The sequence below is a fragment of the Streptantibioticus ferralitis genome (genome assembly GCF_029223525.1).
GTDB classification, from domain to species: domain Bacteria; phylum Actinomycetota; class Actinomycetes; order Streptomycetales; family Streptomycetaceae; genus Streptantibioticus_A; species Streptantibioticus_A ferralitis.
The window spans coordinates 553,602-569,187 of record NZ_JARHTQ010000001.1; the positions used below are offsets into that span (position 1 = coordinate 553,602).

At 71.4% G+C, this 15,586-nt stretch carries 11 protein-coding genes; 2 read left to right on the forward strand and 9 right to left on the reverse strand.

The window, feature by feature from the left end:
- The first annotated feature begins 48 nt into the window (after positions 1-48).
- Both P2L57_RS02495 and P2L57_RS02500 read left to right on the forward strand, forming a co-directional pair.
- Positions 49-2,628, forward strand: coding sequence for a WD40/YVTN/BNR-like repeat-containing protein (locus P2L57_RS02495; RefSeq protein WP_275807376.1), 2,580 nt, complete (start codon positions 49-51; stop codon positions 2,626-2,628).
- A gap of 151 nt (positions 2,629-2,779) precedes the next feature.
- Positions 2,780-3,490: a VC0807 family protein gene (locus P2L57_RS02500; RefSeq protein ID WP_275807379.1), complete on the forward strand. Its 711-nt coding sequence runs from the start codon at positions 2,780-2,782 to the stop codon at positions 3,488-3,490.
- Between the two features lie 282 nt (positions 3,491-3,772).
- Here the strand turns inward: P2L57_RS02500 and moeZ are convergent, their stop codons facing one another.
- The 9 genes from moeZ to P2L57_RS02550 all read right to left on the reverse strand — a co-directional run bounded on the left by moeZ (position 3,773) and on the right by P2L57_RS02550 (position 15,546).
- Positions 3,773-4,951: an adenylyltransferase/sulfurtransferase MoeZ gene (gene moeZ / locus P2L57_RS02505; protein ID WP_275807382.1), complete on the reverse strand. Its 1,179-nt coding sequence runs from the start codon at positions 4,949-4,951 to the stop codon at positions 3,773-3,775.
- A 181-nt stretch (positions 4,952-5,132) separates the two neighbouring features.
- On the reverse strand, positions 5,133-5,864 hold the full coding sequence (locus P2L57_RS02510; RefSeq protein WP_275807385.1) for a spherulation-specific family 4 protein: 732 nt from the start codon (positions 5,862-5,864) through the stop codon (positions 5,133-5,135).
- Positions 5,852-6,769 (reverse strand): NAD-dependent epimerase/dehydratase family protein, encoded by a 918-nt coding sequence (locus P2L57_RS02515; RefSeq protein ID WP_275807388.1) that lies wholly within the window; start codon positions 6,767-6,769, stop codon positions 5,852-5,854. The genes P2L57_RS02510 and P2L57_RS02515 overlap by 13 nt, the downstream gene beginning before the upstream one ends.
- A gap of 195 nt (positions 6,770-6,964) precedes the next feature.
- On the reverse strand, positions 6,965-8,128 hold the full coding sequence (locus tag P2L57_RS02520; protein WP_275807391.1) for a hypothetical protein: 1,164 nt from the start codon (positions 8,126-8,128) through the stop codon (positions 6,965-6,967).
- Complete coding sequence (locus P2L57_RS02525) at positions 8,125-9,852, reverse strand: glycosyltransferase (protein ID WP_275807393.1); 1,728 nt, start codon at positions 9,850-9,852, stop codon at positions 8,125-8,127. The genes P2L57_RS02520 and P2L57_RS02525 overlap by 4 nt, the downstream gene beginning before the upstream one ends.
- Before the next feature lie 282 nt (positions 9,853-10,134).
- Entirely contained in the window at positions 10,135-11,895 is a 1,761-nt protein-coding gene (locus P2L57_RS02535) for an ABC transporter ATP-binding protein (protein WP_275807396.1), read from the reverse strand.
- Positions 11,892-12,881: an ABC transporter permease gene (locus P2L57_RS02540; RefSeq protein WP_275807399.1), complete on the reverse strand. Its 990-nt coding sequence runs from the start codon at positions 12,879-12,881 to the stop codon at positions 11,892-11,894. The genes P2L57_RS02535 and P2L57_RS02540 overlap by 4 nt, the downstream gene beginning before the upstream one ends.
- Entirely contained in the window at positions 12,878-13,822 is a 945-nt protein-coding gene (locus tag P2L57_RS02545; RefSeq protein WP_275807402.1) for an ABC transporter permease, read from the reverse strand. Before P2L57_RS02545 ends, P2L57_RS02540 begins: the two co-directional genes overlap by 4 nt.
- Positions 13,819-15,546: an ABC transporter substrate-binding protein gene (locus tag P2L57_RS02550; protein WP_275807405.1), complete on the reverse strand. Its 1,728-nt coding sequence runs from the start codon at positions 15,544-15,546 to the stop codon at positions 13,819-13,821. The genes P2L57_RS02545 and P2L57_RS02550 overlap by 4 nt, the downstream gene beginning before the upstream one ends.
- Positions 15,547-15,586: the final 40 nt, after the last annotated feature.

Consider the following 15,586-nt stretch of genomic DNA (forward strand, 5'->3'; position numbering starts at 1 on the left):
GTTTTGTTGAGAGCAGCAACCCGCCCAAACCGCACGAGACGATGGCTCATGGTCTGCGCCGTGACCGCCGGCGCGGCGCTCATCGGCGTACCGGCCGGAGCAGCCACCGGCCACGGCAAGGCACCCGATCCCTACGGCAATCCGCACCGCAACCACGCCATCACCCCGTTCGACGACGGAGGCGGCGAGGCCGATGCGATAGCCGAGGGCGCCGCCCAGTACGCCGAGGCCCGCACCTCACCCGGCACCCTGGCCCCCGGCGCCTACGGCTCAGCCTGGAACGCACTGAACAAACTGCCCAGCACCGGCGGACGTTGGCGGCACGTCACCGGTCTCACCTACAACTCCGACGACCCCCGCTACCGGGACACCGACTCCAACTCCAGTGGCGGCTCGGGCAACGTCACCGGCCGCACCGCCGCCCTCGCCGCCGACAACGACGGCTATGTCTACGGGGGCAGCGCCGGGGGCGGCGTCTGGCGGTCGCGTACCGGCGGGGGCCGCTGGCAGCCGATCAGCGACGCGCTGCCGTCGCAGTCCACGGGTGCGCTGGCGCTCGACCACGGCCATCTGTGGCTGGGCACCGGCGAGGCGTCCACCAGCTCCGACGCGTTCCTGGGCAGCGGTGTCTACGTGCTGCGCGACCCCCGGCACGGTGCGTTCAGCGCCCGGGACCGGGTCGGCGGCGCCGAGTTGGACAGCACCACCGTGCACGAACTGCGCTTCGGCGGCGGCAGGGTGTGGGCGGCCACCAGCCACGGCGTGTGGTCGCACTCCTCTACCGATCTGCGCGGGCCGTGGAAGCTGGAGTTCGCACCGAACCCCGCCTATCTCCCCGGCGGTGCGCAGGCGAGCGACCGCCACGCCCCGTACAAGAACATCACGACCGACATCGCGATCGACCCCAAGAACCCCACCAAGGTCCTGCTGGCCGTCGGCTGGCGCAGCGGCGACACCTACAACGGCTTCTACGCCAAGGACGCCGACGGCTCCTGGCAGCGGGTCAGCGCGCTCGGCGATCTGCCCACCGGCAGCGACCAGGTGGGCTCGGTCACGTTCGCCAGGGCCGCCGACGGATCCCGCTACTACGCGATCGACGAGTCTCCGGCGCAGCTGGGCGGGGGCGATCCGAACAGCTCACTGGCGGGGATCTTCGTCTCCCCGTCCGGGTCCCCGTTCGGCCCGTGGACGAAGGTGACGGACTACAAGACGCTGAGCGGTTCCGGATCCGCGCTGACGGCGGCCAAGGACATGGTCGGCATCCAGGCCTGGTACAACCAGTTCCTGCAGGTCGACCCCAATGACCCCAACCATGTCTACGCCGGGCTCGAGGAGGTCTTCGAGTCCAAGGACGGCGGCACGAAGTGGTCGGCGGTCGGCCCGTACTGGAACTTCAACTTCCGTTGCTGGAACATCGATCCGGCCAAGCAGACCGGTGACTGCCACCAGACCACGCACTCCGACCAGCACGCGGTGGCGGTCGGCGGCTACCACGGCCACAGCTACCTCTACGCGGGCAACGACGGCGGTATCTACCGTCGACCACTGAACGGCAGCGAGGACGCCTCCGGCCACGCCACGGACTGGACCTCGCTCAACGACGGCACCATCGACACCCTCCAGTACTACTCGGTGGGGGTGGGCACGGACCACGACTTCGGCGGCGTCTCGGTCACCGGCGGCCTGCAGGACAACGGCCAGTCGGAGCTGCGCGGAAAAGACACCGTGATGGGCTCCAACTTCGGCGGTGACGGCGGCGACACGCTCACCGATCCGGCCAACGGCTGCAACATCGCCCAGGAGTACGTCTACCTGGCGGTCAACGTCACCCAGAACTGCGCGGTGAACAACGGCGCCTGGCAGAACGATCCGTCAAAAGCCACCTCGTACGCGGTCGCGCCACCGGACAACGCCACCAGCGAGGCCCGCTTCATCGCTCCGCTCACCACCGACGTGCAGAACGGCAACACCTGGGTCGCGGGCGGCCGTCACATCTGGGTGCAGACCCACGGCTACGCCATCCGTGACCCGAAGGAGTGGACCAGCGCCTTCGACCTCGGCCCGGGCCACACCGCGACGGCCGTCGCCGCCGAGGGCGGCAAGGTGTACGCGGCCTGGTGCGGGCCGTGTGACAGCGTGGGCTTCACCCGCGGCATCGCCGTGGGCAACGCGGACGGCACCGGCTGGCACCAGCTGAACCTGCCGGCGACCGGCGCCCAGGGCACGGTGCCCAACCGCTATCTGGCGGGCTTCGCCCTCGACCCGGCCAACGCCGACCACGTCTACCTCGCGGTCAACGGCTTCTCCCGGCACTGGACTTCGGGGGCCGGCGCGGGTCTCGGGCACCTCTACGAGTCCAAGGACGGCGGTGTGACCTGGTCGGACATCTCGGCGGACCTGCCGGACGTACCGGCCGACTCGGTGCTCGCCCTGCCGAGCGGCGGCCTCGTCGCCGCCACCGACCTGGGCGTCCTGTACCGGGCACCGCACGCCACGAACTGGAAGCGGGTCGGCCGGCTCCCGGCCGTCGCGGTGCTCCAGGTCAAGCTCGGCCCCGACGGTCGCCTGTACGCGGCCACCCACGGGCGCGGCATCTGGTCGATCAGCCCGCGGGACTGCGACCAGTGACATCGTGTCGGCGGGTAGCGTGCATTCCGCTGCCCGCCGACCATGACATTTGTCCCGTCCAAAGATGGAGCGGCGACACTGCCGCCGACACCACCGCATTCGCGAATCTGGGACCACGATCCCGAGCCCTTACGACGCGAAGGCGGCAGAGATGACCGAGACCACCACCAGCTACTCCCCCCGCCAGGAGCTGGTCAACACCTTCAGGCCGATCGTCCTTGACGTGGCGCTGCCGCTCGGCACGTACTACCTGCTGCACGACGCCTTCGGAGTCGGCCTGGTGCTGTCGTTCGCCCTGAGCAGCATTCCTCCGGCCATCCGCACGGTGTACGGACTGCTGCGGAACCGCTCGCTCAACGGCGTGGCCGCACTGATACTCGTGGTGAACGCGGTCAGCATCGGATTGAGCTTCATCAGCGGCAATCCCCGGATCATGGTGGCGAAGGACTCCGGGACGAGCAGCGTCTTCGCGATCGCCCTCATCGCCTCCGCCTTCGCGGGCAAGCCGCTGCTGTCCGCCGGGATACGGCCCTGGCTGGTCAAGGGCAACCCGGCGCGGGCCGCCGCCGCGGACCGGCTCGCTGCTTCGTCGGCACGCTTCCGGCGGCTGGAGCGGACCTTCACCCTCATATGGGGGGCGATGCTGCTCGCCGAATGCGTGGCGCGGGTGATCGGCGCCTTCACTCTGCCGGTGTCGACCATGATCTGGCTCTCGAACGTGCTGCTGATCGCCGCGATCGTGCTGGCATGCCTGGTCGCCGGGGCCGTCGCGGCCGATCCGATGGAGAAGATGGTCGACGCGGAGCTGGCGTCCACCACCGAGCAGACCCCCGAACCCGCCCCCACCCACCAGGCCGCCTGATCGGCTACGGCGCGGGCCACCGCCGAATCCTGGCCGTCCCCGCCTCCAGATCTATCCCGGCCCGTCGAGGCGCCCCATCGTGCAACGGGAACCAACAACCCGCCAACCATCCCCATACACCGCCAACGCCCCACATCAGCAGGCGAGTTCCCCCGGGGGCCAGAGGGCACAGCCCCAAGCGGGGCCCGGGGCAACCCCAAGCGGGGCCCGGGGCACAGCCCAGAAAAGGGGGCCCGGGGGCCTGAGACCCCCGGGCTTGTCAGCGTGCCAACGGACCGTACGTCAGTACACCGGCTTTTCGGGCTCCACCTGGTGGACCCACCCGATGACCCCGCCGCCCACGTGGACGGCGTCCGCGAAGCCCGCGTTCTTCAGGACGGCCAGAACCTCCGCGGAGCGGACACCCGTCTTGCAGTGCAGGACGATGCGCTTGTCCTGCGGGAGGTCCTGGAGGGCGTTGCCCATCAGGAACTCGTTCTTCGGGATCAGCCGGGCACCGGGGATCGAGACGATCTCGTACTCGTTCGGCTCGCGGACATCGATGATGTCGATCTTCTCGCCCGCGTCGATCCACTCCTTGAGCTGGCGAGGAGTGATCGTCGACCCGGCGGCTGCCTCCTGGGCCTCCTCGGAGACGACGCCGCAGAAGGCCTCGTAGTCGATCAGCTCGGTGACCGTCGGGTTCTTGCCGCAGACCGCGCACTCGGGGTCCTTGCGTACCTTGACCTGGCGGTACTGCATCTCCAGGGCGTCGTAGATCATCAACCGGCCGACCAGCGGATCACCGACACCGGTGAGCACCTTGATCGCCTCGGTGACCTGGATCGAGCCGATCGACGCGCACAGCACACCGAGAACCCCGCCCTCGGCGCAGCTCGGGACCATGCCGGGCGGCGGCGGCTCGGGGTACAGGCAGCGGTAGCAGGGCCCGTACTCGCTCCAGAAGACCGACGCCTGGCCGTCGAAGCGGTAGATGGAGCCCCACACGTACGGCTTGTTCAGCAGCACGCAGGCGTCGTTGACCAGGTAGCGGGTCGCGAAGTTGTCCGTACCGTCGACGATCAGGTCGTACTGGGCGAAGATCTCCTTCACGTTCTCCGCCTCAAGGCGCTCCTGGTGGAGAACGACGTTCACATACGGGTTGATACCCAGCACCGAGTCCCGCGCCGACTCGGCCTTGGAGCGGCCGATGTCGGACTGGCTGTGGATGATCTGGCGCTGCAGGTTCGACTCATCGACCTCGTCGAACTCAACGATGCCGAGCGTGCCCACGCCCGCGGCGGCGAGGTACATCAGCGCCGGGGAGCCAAGGCCGCCGGCGCCGACACACAGCACCTTCGCGTTCTTCAGCCGCTTCTGCCCGTCCATCCCCACATCGGGGATGATCAGGTGACGGGAGTACCTGCGGACCTCGTCGACGGTGAGCTCGGCAGCCGGCTCAACCAGGGGTGGCAGCGACACGGGGACTCCGTTGGTCGGTTTGACGATACGGTAGGGCCCACCCCCGCGTGAGCGGGGACAGCGCCTTCCTCGTAACACTGCCACGTCCGTCGGCATTCCGAGACACCCGTTCCGATGTGCGAGACACTTCGCGCTCATATGCCGGGCAGGGGCGGATACAAGGGCGAAATGCCGCTGCGGGTCACCGGCTCGGCGGCGGTTGGTCGTGCAACATTTCCACCGCCTCGTCCCAGTAGCTGGGCAGCTCACGCCAGGGATCCGTACCGCCCCCGCCGTCCTGGTCGGTGAAGTGCACCGTCGCCGCGCCCTGCCAGCGGGCGATCCGCATCGCCGTCTCAAGATGCGGTCGCGGCACGCTGTGCACCAGATGACAGAACCGCTCAGGCGGGTGGTCCGCCGTCCACTCGGGCGCCTGCGACCAGCGGTACCGCGTCCACGGACCGAGATACGTCACCAGCTGATCGGCGGCCTCGGCATACCCGGGATGGGGGTGGATGCCATGGCCCAGCACCAGATGGCTGTCCGCGCCGTCCGCCATCGCATGCAGGGTCGCGATCACCCGGCGGCACTCCGGCAGCCAGTCGCGGTCGGTCGGCGCCTGGTCCAGGTAGAAGCCGGTGATGCCGTACCAGTCCATGAAGTGATGGGCCTCGCCGACGAGTTGCGCGAAGGTTCGGCCGCCGTACGCGGTGTTCAGCCGCCCGAGCACCCGTACTCCGGCGGTGCGCAACCGGTCGACGGCCCCCGCGAACCGCGGGTCGCGGCGCCGCGCCGGGCCGCCTGCGGTGTCGGCGACGACCCAGTGCAGCGGGGCGTCGGACCGGGCGAGCTCGACCCACTCGACGGCGGCCGGACCGGCGTGGACGGGGACGCCGAAGCCCGCCAGCGCGGTGCCGGACGTCAGATGCGGCATGCCGCCTCCATCCAGATGTCCGCCAGGGACTCATCGAGGCCGATCCGCGGCCGCCAGCCCAGCCGGTCGCGCGCGGTGCGCACATCGGCCTGCTGCCAGGCGCCGCAGCCGTCGGGGTACGGGGCGGAGCCCGCGGTCGGCAGCGCCGCCGACTCGTCCAGCTCGTGCAGTGCGCCGCCGAAGCCCGCGGCGCGCGCGAGATGGGCGACGGCGTCCCGCAGCCGGACCGCCCGTCCGGTGCCGATGTTGACCACCCCCTGGGCGGCGGACAGCGAAGCGGCATGCACGGCACGTGCGACATCCCGTACGTCGACGAAGTCGCGCTGCATGCCGAGACCGCCGAGCTTCAGGTCCCCGTCGCCGTTCTGCATCGCGCGGCGCAGCGCCTCGGCCAGCCGCCCCAGCGGGGAGGCGGGCGGGGTGCCGGGGCCGACCGGCGAGAAGACCCGCAGCACGATGGCGTCGAGTCCGGAGCCGAGGACGAGTTCGGTGGCGGCCAGCTTGCTCACCCCGTACGGGCCGCCGGGGCGCGGCACCGCGTCCTCGCCGGTCGAGGAACCGGTGGGCGAGGGGCCGTACTCGGAGGCGCAGCCGAGGTGGACCAGGCGGGCGCCGCAACTGCTGCGGCGCAGCGCCTCGCAGACCGTGGCGACGGCGACGGTGTTGTGCCGGGTCAGATCGCGGGCCCCGCCACGGGTGGCGCCCGCGCAGTTGACGACGGTGCCCGGGTGGACGGCGTCGAAGAAGCGGGCGAGCGCGCCGGGACTGCCGCTGGACAGGTCGAAGCGGACGTCGGAGTCGTCACGGCGGCCGAGCGCGGTGAGTTGGACGGCGGGGTCGGCGAGCAGACGCTCGGCCACATGGCGGCCGAGGAACCCGTCGGCCCCGAGCAGCAGCACTCTCATCGGGCGCCGCCCCGGCTCGGCCGTACGCCGACGGACAGTGTCATGGGGCCGCCCGCCGCCGGGGCGACGGCCCGGGTGTCCGCGGGTGCCTGGCCGCCGACCGTTCGGCCACCGGGACCACTCGCGCCGGCAGGCCGCTGATGCAACGTCATTTCTCTTTCTCCTCAGGGGGCTTGCATGGATCTGCGAGATGGATCACCGGACCACTGCCCGGTCGGCGAGGGCAGGGGGGACGGCGATGGCGGTGGCGCGGTCGCTGCCGTGGGCGCAGGCGCGGCCGAGGACGGACATCGCGTACCCGGTCAGGGCGAGCGCGGCGGCGGTACACGCGACGGCCTGGACGGATCCCGGCCCCCCGGCCGCGATCAGGGCGTGCGACGGCGCGCCCAGGGGCCGCAGCGCCGGTACGTGCCGGAGCAGTTCCGCGGCGAGGGCGACGGCCTCGACGGCGCAGGCGCCGCCGGTGCCCGCCGCGGCCGCGGCGGGAAAGCCGTGTACGGCGAGGAGTTGGGCGGTGAACAGCAGCACCCCGAGCATCACCGAGCCGCCCAGCGCCACCAGATCGGGGCGCGCGCCCGGGGCCAGTACCGGGTAGGCGACGGCGAGCAGCGTGGACAGCGCCACGGTGAACAGGCCGAGCGTGGCGAGGAGCAACGGCCGCACCCCGGCGGCGAACTCGGTCAGCCCATGGCTGTCGGCCAGCACCGCCCTGGCCCGCAGCGCGAACCGCCGCGCGCACCAGGCGGCGGGCAGCAGCGCGAGGGCGCGCGCCAGGAACCCGGCGGCGGCAGCGGGATCGAGGAGCCCTCCGGGCCCGCCCTGTGCCATGAGCAACCGCGGCCCGTAGAGCGCGAAGGCGAGCAGCCAGCAGATCCACCAGGCGGTGCCACGGGTGGTGGCGGCACGCAGCGGTCCGCGGCGTAAGGCGGCACGGGCCGCCGCGATGACGAGCAGCACCGCGCCACCGCCGATGACGGCTGCGCGGGCCGGGTGGGCATCGAGGGTGTGCGCCGCGGCGATCGCCATCGCGCAGATGACCCCGGGCAGCAGATGCACGCCAACCTGACGTGCCGTCACCTTAACTGCGCCGGACTCGCCACTCTGTACCTCGGCGGGGGATTCGTGCGGCACGCGTGCGTAGAGCTCCTCGGCGAGCGAGAAGACATCCCGGTGCCGGTAGGAAGCGGCGGTGCGGTCGGTGACGCCGTGTGCCTCCAGCCCGGCGGCGATCTCCAACGGGTCGACGGCGGTGGCGCACAGCTCGTAGTGGCGGCGTATCAGGACCAGCACGGGATCGGCCGGTCCGCGGCGGCGTGCCGACGGCTCGGCCGGATCCGGCACCGCGCAGGGCTCGGTCATGCGTTCTCTCCCAGCGGCAGACCGGCGGGGGCGCCCACGACGGCCGGTTGGCGTGGTGCCTCGCGGGCCCAGGCGGGGGCCCGCGAGGCGCCGTGGTGGGCGCCGGGCGCGGGTCTCCAACTACCGGGCAGGTGCGCTTCGGCGGGCAGCGCGAAGGGGGCGGACGCGGTCCGGGTGGCGGCCGGTCGGCGGTGTGCGACGAGGTCGAGGTAGATCTCCCGGAACGCGGCCACGTTCTGCTCCGCGGTGAACAGTTCCAGTGCCCGGGCGCGTGCCGCTGCGCCGAGGCGCGCGCGGCGGTGCGGGTCGTGCAGCAACTCGGTGCACGCTTCCGCGAGGGCGGTCGGATTGCGCGGCGGCACGACCAGTCCGGTGCCGCCGATGACCTCGCGCACCGCGCCCACATCGGTGGAGACGGTGGCCCGTGCGCAGAACATCGCCTCGACCAGGGTGGCCGGGAATCCCTCGACGACGCTGGAGAGCACCACCAGGCCGCCGGCCGCGTAGGCGTCGGCGAGGGTCGGCACATACGGCGAGCCGATCTCCTCGAAGGTGACCGGGCTCTCCCCGGGGGTGCGGCTGTCGGCGGCCTCGTCCGGGAACAGCTGGGCGGCCAGCACCCGGCACTGCGCCAGGTAGTCGGCCCGGCCTCCGCCCGAGATGATCCGCAGTCTGGCCCTCGGCACCGCGGTATGGATACGGGCGAACGCGTGCAGCAGCGCCACCAGGTCCTTCGCGGGCTCGACCCGGCCCACCCACACCAGGGTCGGGTCGTCGGCGTCCGGTGCCCCGGACTCGGCGGCCTCGCCGACGGCGGCGAGCTGCCCGGCGTCGATGCCGGGGTGGACGGTCCTGATCTTCGTACGGGGTGCGCCGCAACGCTCCTGCCAACGGCGGATGTGGCCGTTGCCGGGAGTGAGCAGGGCGGCCGCGCGGTAGCTCTCGGTGGCGAGCCGCCGGTGCAGCGCCGCCAGCAGAACCCTTACCCGCACCGGGAGTTGGCCATCCGGGCCGTCGAGGTAGTGCTCCCGGAGCCGGACACCGTATTCGGTGACCAGCAGTGGCGTACCGCAGAAGTGGGCGGCGAGCAGACCCGGCAGGGTGGCCGGCCCCCCGGAGGTGGCGTGGCAGAGGTCGACGCCGCCCAGTGTGGTCTCGCCGTACCAGGGCGCGGACAGCGGACGCAGGGCGCGCTCCAGCGACTCGCTCGCGGTCAGCAGGTCGTGGACGGTGGCGCCGCCGAGGAGCGGGGCGGCGCCAGGTGCCCGGCAGGCCGCTTCCAGCGCTTGTACGGCCGGTTCCGAGCGGAGCGCGCCCGGCAGGCCGCCGTGCTCGCGGGCCAGTTCGGCGAGGCCGTACAGGCTGTTGGCGAAACGGTCCGCCAGATCGGCGGAGCCGGGTGCGGCCGGTGTTTCAGGGGTGTCCGGGCGGGCGGTGAGGGTCGCGACGAGCTCCCGGTAGCAGCCCAGGAAGCGTCGGCGGAGCGGACGGCCGCGCAGCGGGGTGTGCTCGCCCGGCGCCGGTCCCCACAGCGGACGGGTGTACACCGCCCGTACGCCCGGGTAGCGTCCGGCCCATCGTTCCGCGGTGTCCTGCGGGTCGCGGCAGAGCGCGTACACCTCGAACTCCTGGTCCGTGAGCCCGCGGACCAGCCGGTCGCACCATGCCAGAGGGTCGCCCTTGGGGCGCCGCTTGGCACCCTCCGTCAGCAACGCTATGCGCATCCGCGCACCCCTTCGTGACCTGGGACAAGACGACGTGGGTGACGCTATGCCGACATGCCGGTGGCGCGACGGACGGTTGTCCGCCGCGCCACCAAAAGGGGTGAACGGTCGTAACTTTCCCGGCACGGCGGCGTTCTGGGCGCTAGCGCGTCCGGTTCGATCTTGGTGGGGTTGCGGCCGGTTTGCACCGCCGGTCCCCGGCGCGGTGGCCCGGCGGTGCCGGACCGGCCGCAACCCCCTGACGGATCCCCCGGAGGGAACCGGACGCAACCCCTGGCGGATTCACCGAGCGCCGGCACGGGCGGCTCGGCGGGCCGCTGACTCCGTCGGGTCCAGTACCGGGACCGCGGCCAACAGGCCCTTGGTGTAGGAATGTTGCGGGGAGTCGTACACCTCGTCGACTCTGCCGTGCTCCACCACCTGACCGGCCCGCATCACCGCGACCCGGTCGCTCACCTGCCGTACGACGGCCAGGTCGTGTGCGATGAAGACCAGCGAGAGTCCAAGATCACGCTGCAACTCGCCGAGCAGTTCCACGACCTGCGCCTGCGTCGTCACATCGAGCGCGGAGACCGGCTCATCGCACACGATGAGCTTCGGTTCCGGAGCGAGGGCCCGGGCGATGCCGACCCGCTGCCGCTGGCCGCCGGAGAACTCGTGCGGATAGCGGTGGTACCAGTCGGGATCGAGCCCCACGCGTTCCAGCAGCTCACCGACGCGTGCCCGGATCCGCCGCTCGTCCCGTTCGCCCGCCGCACGCAGCGGATCGGCGATGGACTCCCCGATGCTGCGGCGCGGATTGAGCGAGGAGACCGGGTCCTGGAAGACCATCTGCAACTCATGCCGCAGCGGGCGCAGCGCCTTCTCGCCGAGCGCCCCGATGTCCTGTCCCCGGTACCGGAGTTGGCCACCGGTGGGATCCAGCAGCCGCACCAGCATCCGGCCGAGCGTTGTCTTGCCGGACCCCGACTCGCCGACCACGCCCAGCGTCTCGCCCTCACGCACGGTGAGCGACACCCCGTCGACGGCTGTGACCGTTGCCCCGCGGCGCCCGAACTCCCTGCGCAGGCCGTCCGCTTCGAGCAGTACGTCACCGTCCGCGCCGACCGGACCGACGGCCGCCGAAGCCCCACCGGACACCGGCGCCGCCGGTGCCTCAGCGGCGTCCCCGCCGTCAGACGTGGCGGCCGCGCCACCAGTGCCCGCCGCCACCGCGGCCACCGGCCCCCGCTTGTCGACCGGGTGGACCGGCGCGTCCACCCTCGGCACCGCCGCCAGCAGTGCGCGGGTGTACGGCTCGCGCGGTGTGCCCAGCACCTCGGCGACCGTGCCGCGTTCCACGGCCCGGCCGTCCTTCATCACCAGGACGTGGTCGACGCTGCCCGCGACCACCCCCAGATCGTGGGTGACCAGCAGCAGCCCGGCGCCGGTCTCAGCACGCAGGTCATGCAGCAGATCGAGGATCTGCGCCTGCACGGTGACGTCCAGCGCGGTCGTCGGCTCGTCGGCGATCAGCAGCCGCGGCTCACAGGCCAGCGCCATCGCGATCAGCACGCGCTGCCGCATGCCGCCGCTGAACTCGTGCGGCCGTGACCGGGCCCGGCGCGCCGCGTCCGGGATGCCGACCCGGTCGAGCACCTCGACGGCGCGGGCCCGCGCCGCCCGCCGGGTGACCTTCCGGTGCACCCGGTAGACCTCGGCGATCTGGTCGCCGACCGGATGGTACGGGTCGAGCGCGGAGAGCGGGTCCTGGAAGACCATGGCCGCCAACTCGCCGCGCACCCGGCGCAGTTCGCCGTCGTCGGCGCCGACCACGTCCACGTCCGCCACCCGCACCGACCCGGTCAGCCGGGCACCGGTCCCCCGGTGCAGCCCGAGCAGCCCGAACGCGACGGTGCTCTTGCCGGAACCGGACTCGCCGACGATGCCGAGCGCCTTCCCGGCCTCCAGGGTGAAGTCCAGACCGTCGACGGCCCGGACGTAGGAGTCCGCCACCGGGAACTCGACCGTGAGCCCGCGGACCTCCACCAGATGCTCGCTCACGTCAGGACCACCCGTCGGTCGGCCACCGCGTAGAGCACGTCCGCGATGGCGTTGGCGACTACCACACAGAAGCCGGTGACCATGACCAGTCCGACGACGACCGGCAGGTCGAGGACGTTCACCGAGTACACCATCAGCTTTCCGAGGCCCGGCAGCCCGAACAGCGACTCGGTCAGCACGGCGCTGCCGAACATCGTGCCCAGGTCCAGGGCGGACAGCGCGATCACCGGGCTGAGCGCACCGCGCAGCGCGTGCCGGGTCACCAGCCGCCGCTCGCTGACGCCGTAGGCCCGGAAGGTCCTGATGTGGTCCTCGGCGAGCGTCTCCAGCATCGAGGACCGGGTCAGCCGCGCGTACTTGGCGGATTCGATCAGCGCCAGCGACACCCACGGCAGCAGCAGTCCCCAGAACCACTGCTGCGGATCCTCGCTGAGTGCCACATAGCTGGGGAACGGCAGCCACTGCAGGTAGGCGCAGAACAGCAGGAGCAGCAGCAGCCCGATGATGAACACCGGGATGGCCGTCCCGGCCAGCGTCAGCGAGGTCAGCACGCGTTCGGTGAACCGTCCGCGACGCAGTACCGACAGCAGTCCGCTGCCCACACCGAGCAGCAGCCAGATCACCATGGCACCGAGCGCCAGCGACGCGGTCACCGGCAGCCGGTTGAGGATCATGCTGGTGACCTGCTCGTTGGTCCGGTACGAGATCCCCAGGCAGGGCGCGTCGCAGTGCAGTACCCCCGCGCCCGAGCTGAAGTCGCGCCCGGCGAACACGCCCTTGAGGAAGTGCGCGTACTGCAGGTACACCGGCTCGTTGATCCCCAACTGGCCGCGCAGTTGCCGCACCTGGACCGGGCTGCACTTCAAGCCGCAGGCCAGCTGGGCCGGGTCGCCGGGTGCGATGTAGAAGACCGCGTAGATGATCACGGTCAGCGCGAACAGCACGGTGACCATGCCGATGATCCGGCGGATCAGATATCCGGTCATGCCGCCCCCTTGGTGCCGACCCTGACCCGGGATGCCGCCCGTGGGTCCAGTGCGGTGCGGACCGCGTCGCCGACGACGGTGAACGCCAGCGTGGTGGCGAACAGCATCAGCGCGGGCAGCAGCACATAGGTCGGGTCGGCACGGAACCAGGTGGTCGCGGTGGAGAGCATCTGCCCCCAGGAGGAGGTCGGCGGTTTGACGCCGACGCCGAGGAAGGACAGCCCCGCCTCGCTCACCACGTTCGACGGCAGCAGCAGGGCCGCGTAGGTGATCACCGGCGCGGCGATGGACGGGAGCAGTTCGCGGCGGGCGATCCGCCAGCGCGAGGACCCGCCGAGCCGCGCGGCGGCCACGTAGTCGAGTTCCCTGAGCGTCAGGGTCTGCGCGCGCACCACCCGGGCGGTGCCGCCCCATCCCAGCAGTCCGATGACCAGCATCAGCAGTACGGGCCGGGGGAAGCCGGAGGGCACCACGGCCATCAGCGCGATGGAGAAGACCAGCGTGGGCAGCGCGAGCATCACATCGGTGGTGCTGCTGAGCAGGTGGTCCAGGAAGCGGTTGCCCAGCCCCGCGGCGAGTCCGACGGCGACGCCGATCAGCACCTGCACGACCGTCGATCCCACCGCGACCAGCAGCGAGATCTGCGCCCCGTAGACCAGCCGGGCGAACACATCGCGGCCGGTGCCCGGTTCCACCCCGAGCCAGTGATCGGCGCTGACCCCGCCGAACGAGCCGATGGGCACGCCGCCGGACGCCGAGTTGACCAGCGTGTCGTGGTAGGTGGTCGGGTCCTGGCCCTCGATGGCGGTCAGCAGCGGTGCGGCCAGGGCGATCACCACCAGGGCGGCGAGCACGATCGCGGCCGTGAGGGCGGCGCGCTGGGAGCGCAGCCGCCGCCACACCTGCGCCACCCCGGCCAACAGTCCGGTCGGAGAGCTCACTTGACCGCGACCTGCGAGACGTCGAGCACACCGGTCCAGTCGCTGATCACGACGTTGCGGATGTCCTTGCCGTACAGCCGCTTGTAGACCGGGTGGAACAGCGGGATGGTCAGCGCCTGCTGGCCGATCTTCTGGTCCAGCGCGCCCCAGCGCTTGGCGGCGGCCGCGTGGTCGGTCAGCTTGTTGATCGCGTCGATCTCGTCGTTCACCGAGCTGTCGTTGAACTGCGCGCTGTTGAAGTTCGAGCCGTCGGAGACGATCTGCCGACCATCGAAGATCGGGGCGAGGAACGGTCCGCCGGACGGCCAGTCGGCGCCCCAACCGGCCAGGAAGAAGCCCGGCTCGGTCTTGATCGAGTGGATGGTCTGCTTGTAGCCGCTGTCCTGGACCGCGTTGAGCTTGACGGTGATCCCGGCCGCCTTCAGGCCGTCCTGGACGGCGGTGGCGATGTCCGGGCCGTACTGGTCGGCGTTGGAGCTGGAGTGCGTCAGGGTGATGGTCAGCCCGTCGGGGTAGCCCGCCTCCTTCAGCAGTTCCCTGGCCTTGGCCGGGTCACCGGTCCGGCCCGCCGGGAACGGGTCGTACGGCGTGTAGCCGAAGGCCGACTGGTTGGGCAGGAAGGTGGTGGCCGCCTCGGCGAGCGAGGAGCCACCCGCGGCGTTGACCACCGAGGTGCGGTTGAGCGCGTAGGCGATGGCCTCGCGCACCTTGGGGTTGTCGAACGGCTTCACCTTGGTGTTGAACGCCAGGTAGTCGGTGTAGCCGAAGTGGCCGGTGCCGACCCGGGCGGCGAGCTGCTTGTCGTTGCCGACCTGGGCGAGCTCGGAGGGGCCGAGGTTGGTGTCGGTGGTGACGGCGGCGGCGTCCGCGCCGGAACCGGTGGACAGCCGCTGGTTGATCACCGCGGGGTCGAGCCCGGACTGCACGTCGACGGTGTCCGGGTACGCCTTGCGCTGGTCGTCGGTCTTGGTCGACCAGTACGGATTGCGCTTGAGGACGAGGTGGGTGCCGTCGTTCTCGTTCCTGACGACCTCGTACGGGCCGGAGGAGATCGGGTGCTCGGCGTACTTCACCCCGGTGTCCTTGGCCTTGGGCACCGGCGCGAACTGGGTCGCGGTGGCGAGGTAGGGGAAGTCGCCCTCGGGCTTGTTGAGGTGGAAGACGATCGTCTTGTCGTCCGGCGTCTCGATGGAGTCCAGGCCCTTGCCCGTCTTGGCATCAGCTGCGGCCTTGTACGGACCCTGGTAGTTCTGCGCACCGGCCAGCCAGTCGCGGAAGTAGGGCGGGCCGCCGGAGAGCTCAGGGGCGAAGGACCGCTCGATCCCGTACTTGATGTCGGCGCTGGTGATCGCCGAGCCGTCCTCGTACTTCAGTCCGTCCTTGAGGTGGTACGTCCACACCGTGGCGTCCTTCGACGGGGTGCCGGTGTCGGTGGCGAGGTCGGGGACGACCTTGGTGCCGGCCGCGCCGTTGATCCGGGCGCGGGTGGTGAGGGTGCGGAAGACCAGCGAAGGAACGTTTCCGCCGCCGGAGGTGTACTCACGCGCCGGGTCGAACTTGTCCTGCGGGTCCTGGTTGAGGATGGTCAGCGTGCCGCCGGAGTGCGGTGTGGCGCCGGCTCCGGCGTCCCCGCTCTTCGGGCCGCATGCCGCGGCCCCTCCGGCCAGGGCCACGGTGACGGCCGCCGCGGCGACGCGGCGGGAAATGCGGGGACTTCTGGACATGGGAAATGGCCTTTCGCTGCCGGAGTTTCATGCGTACGGA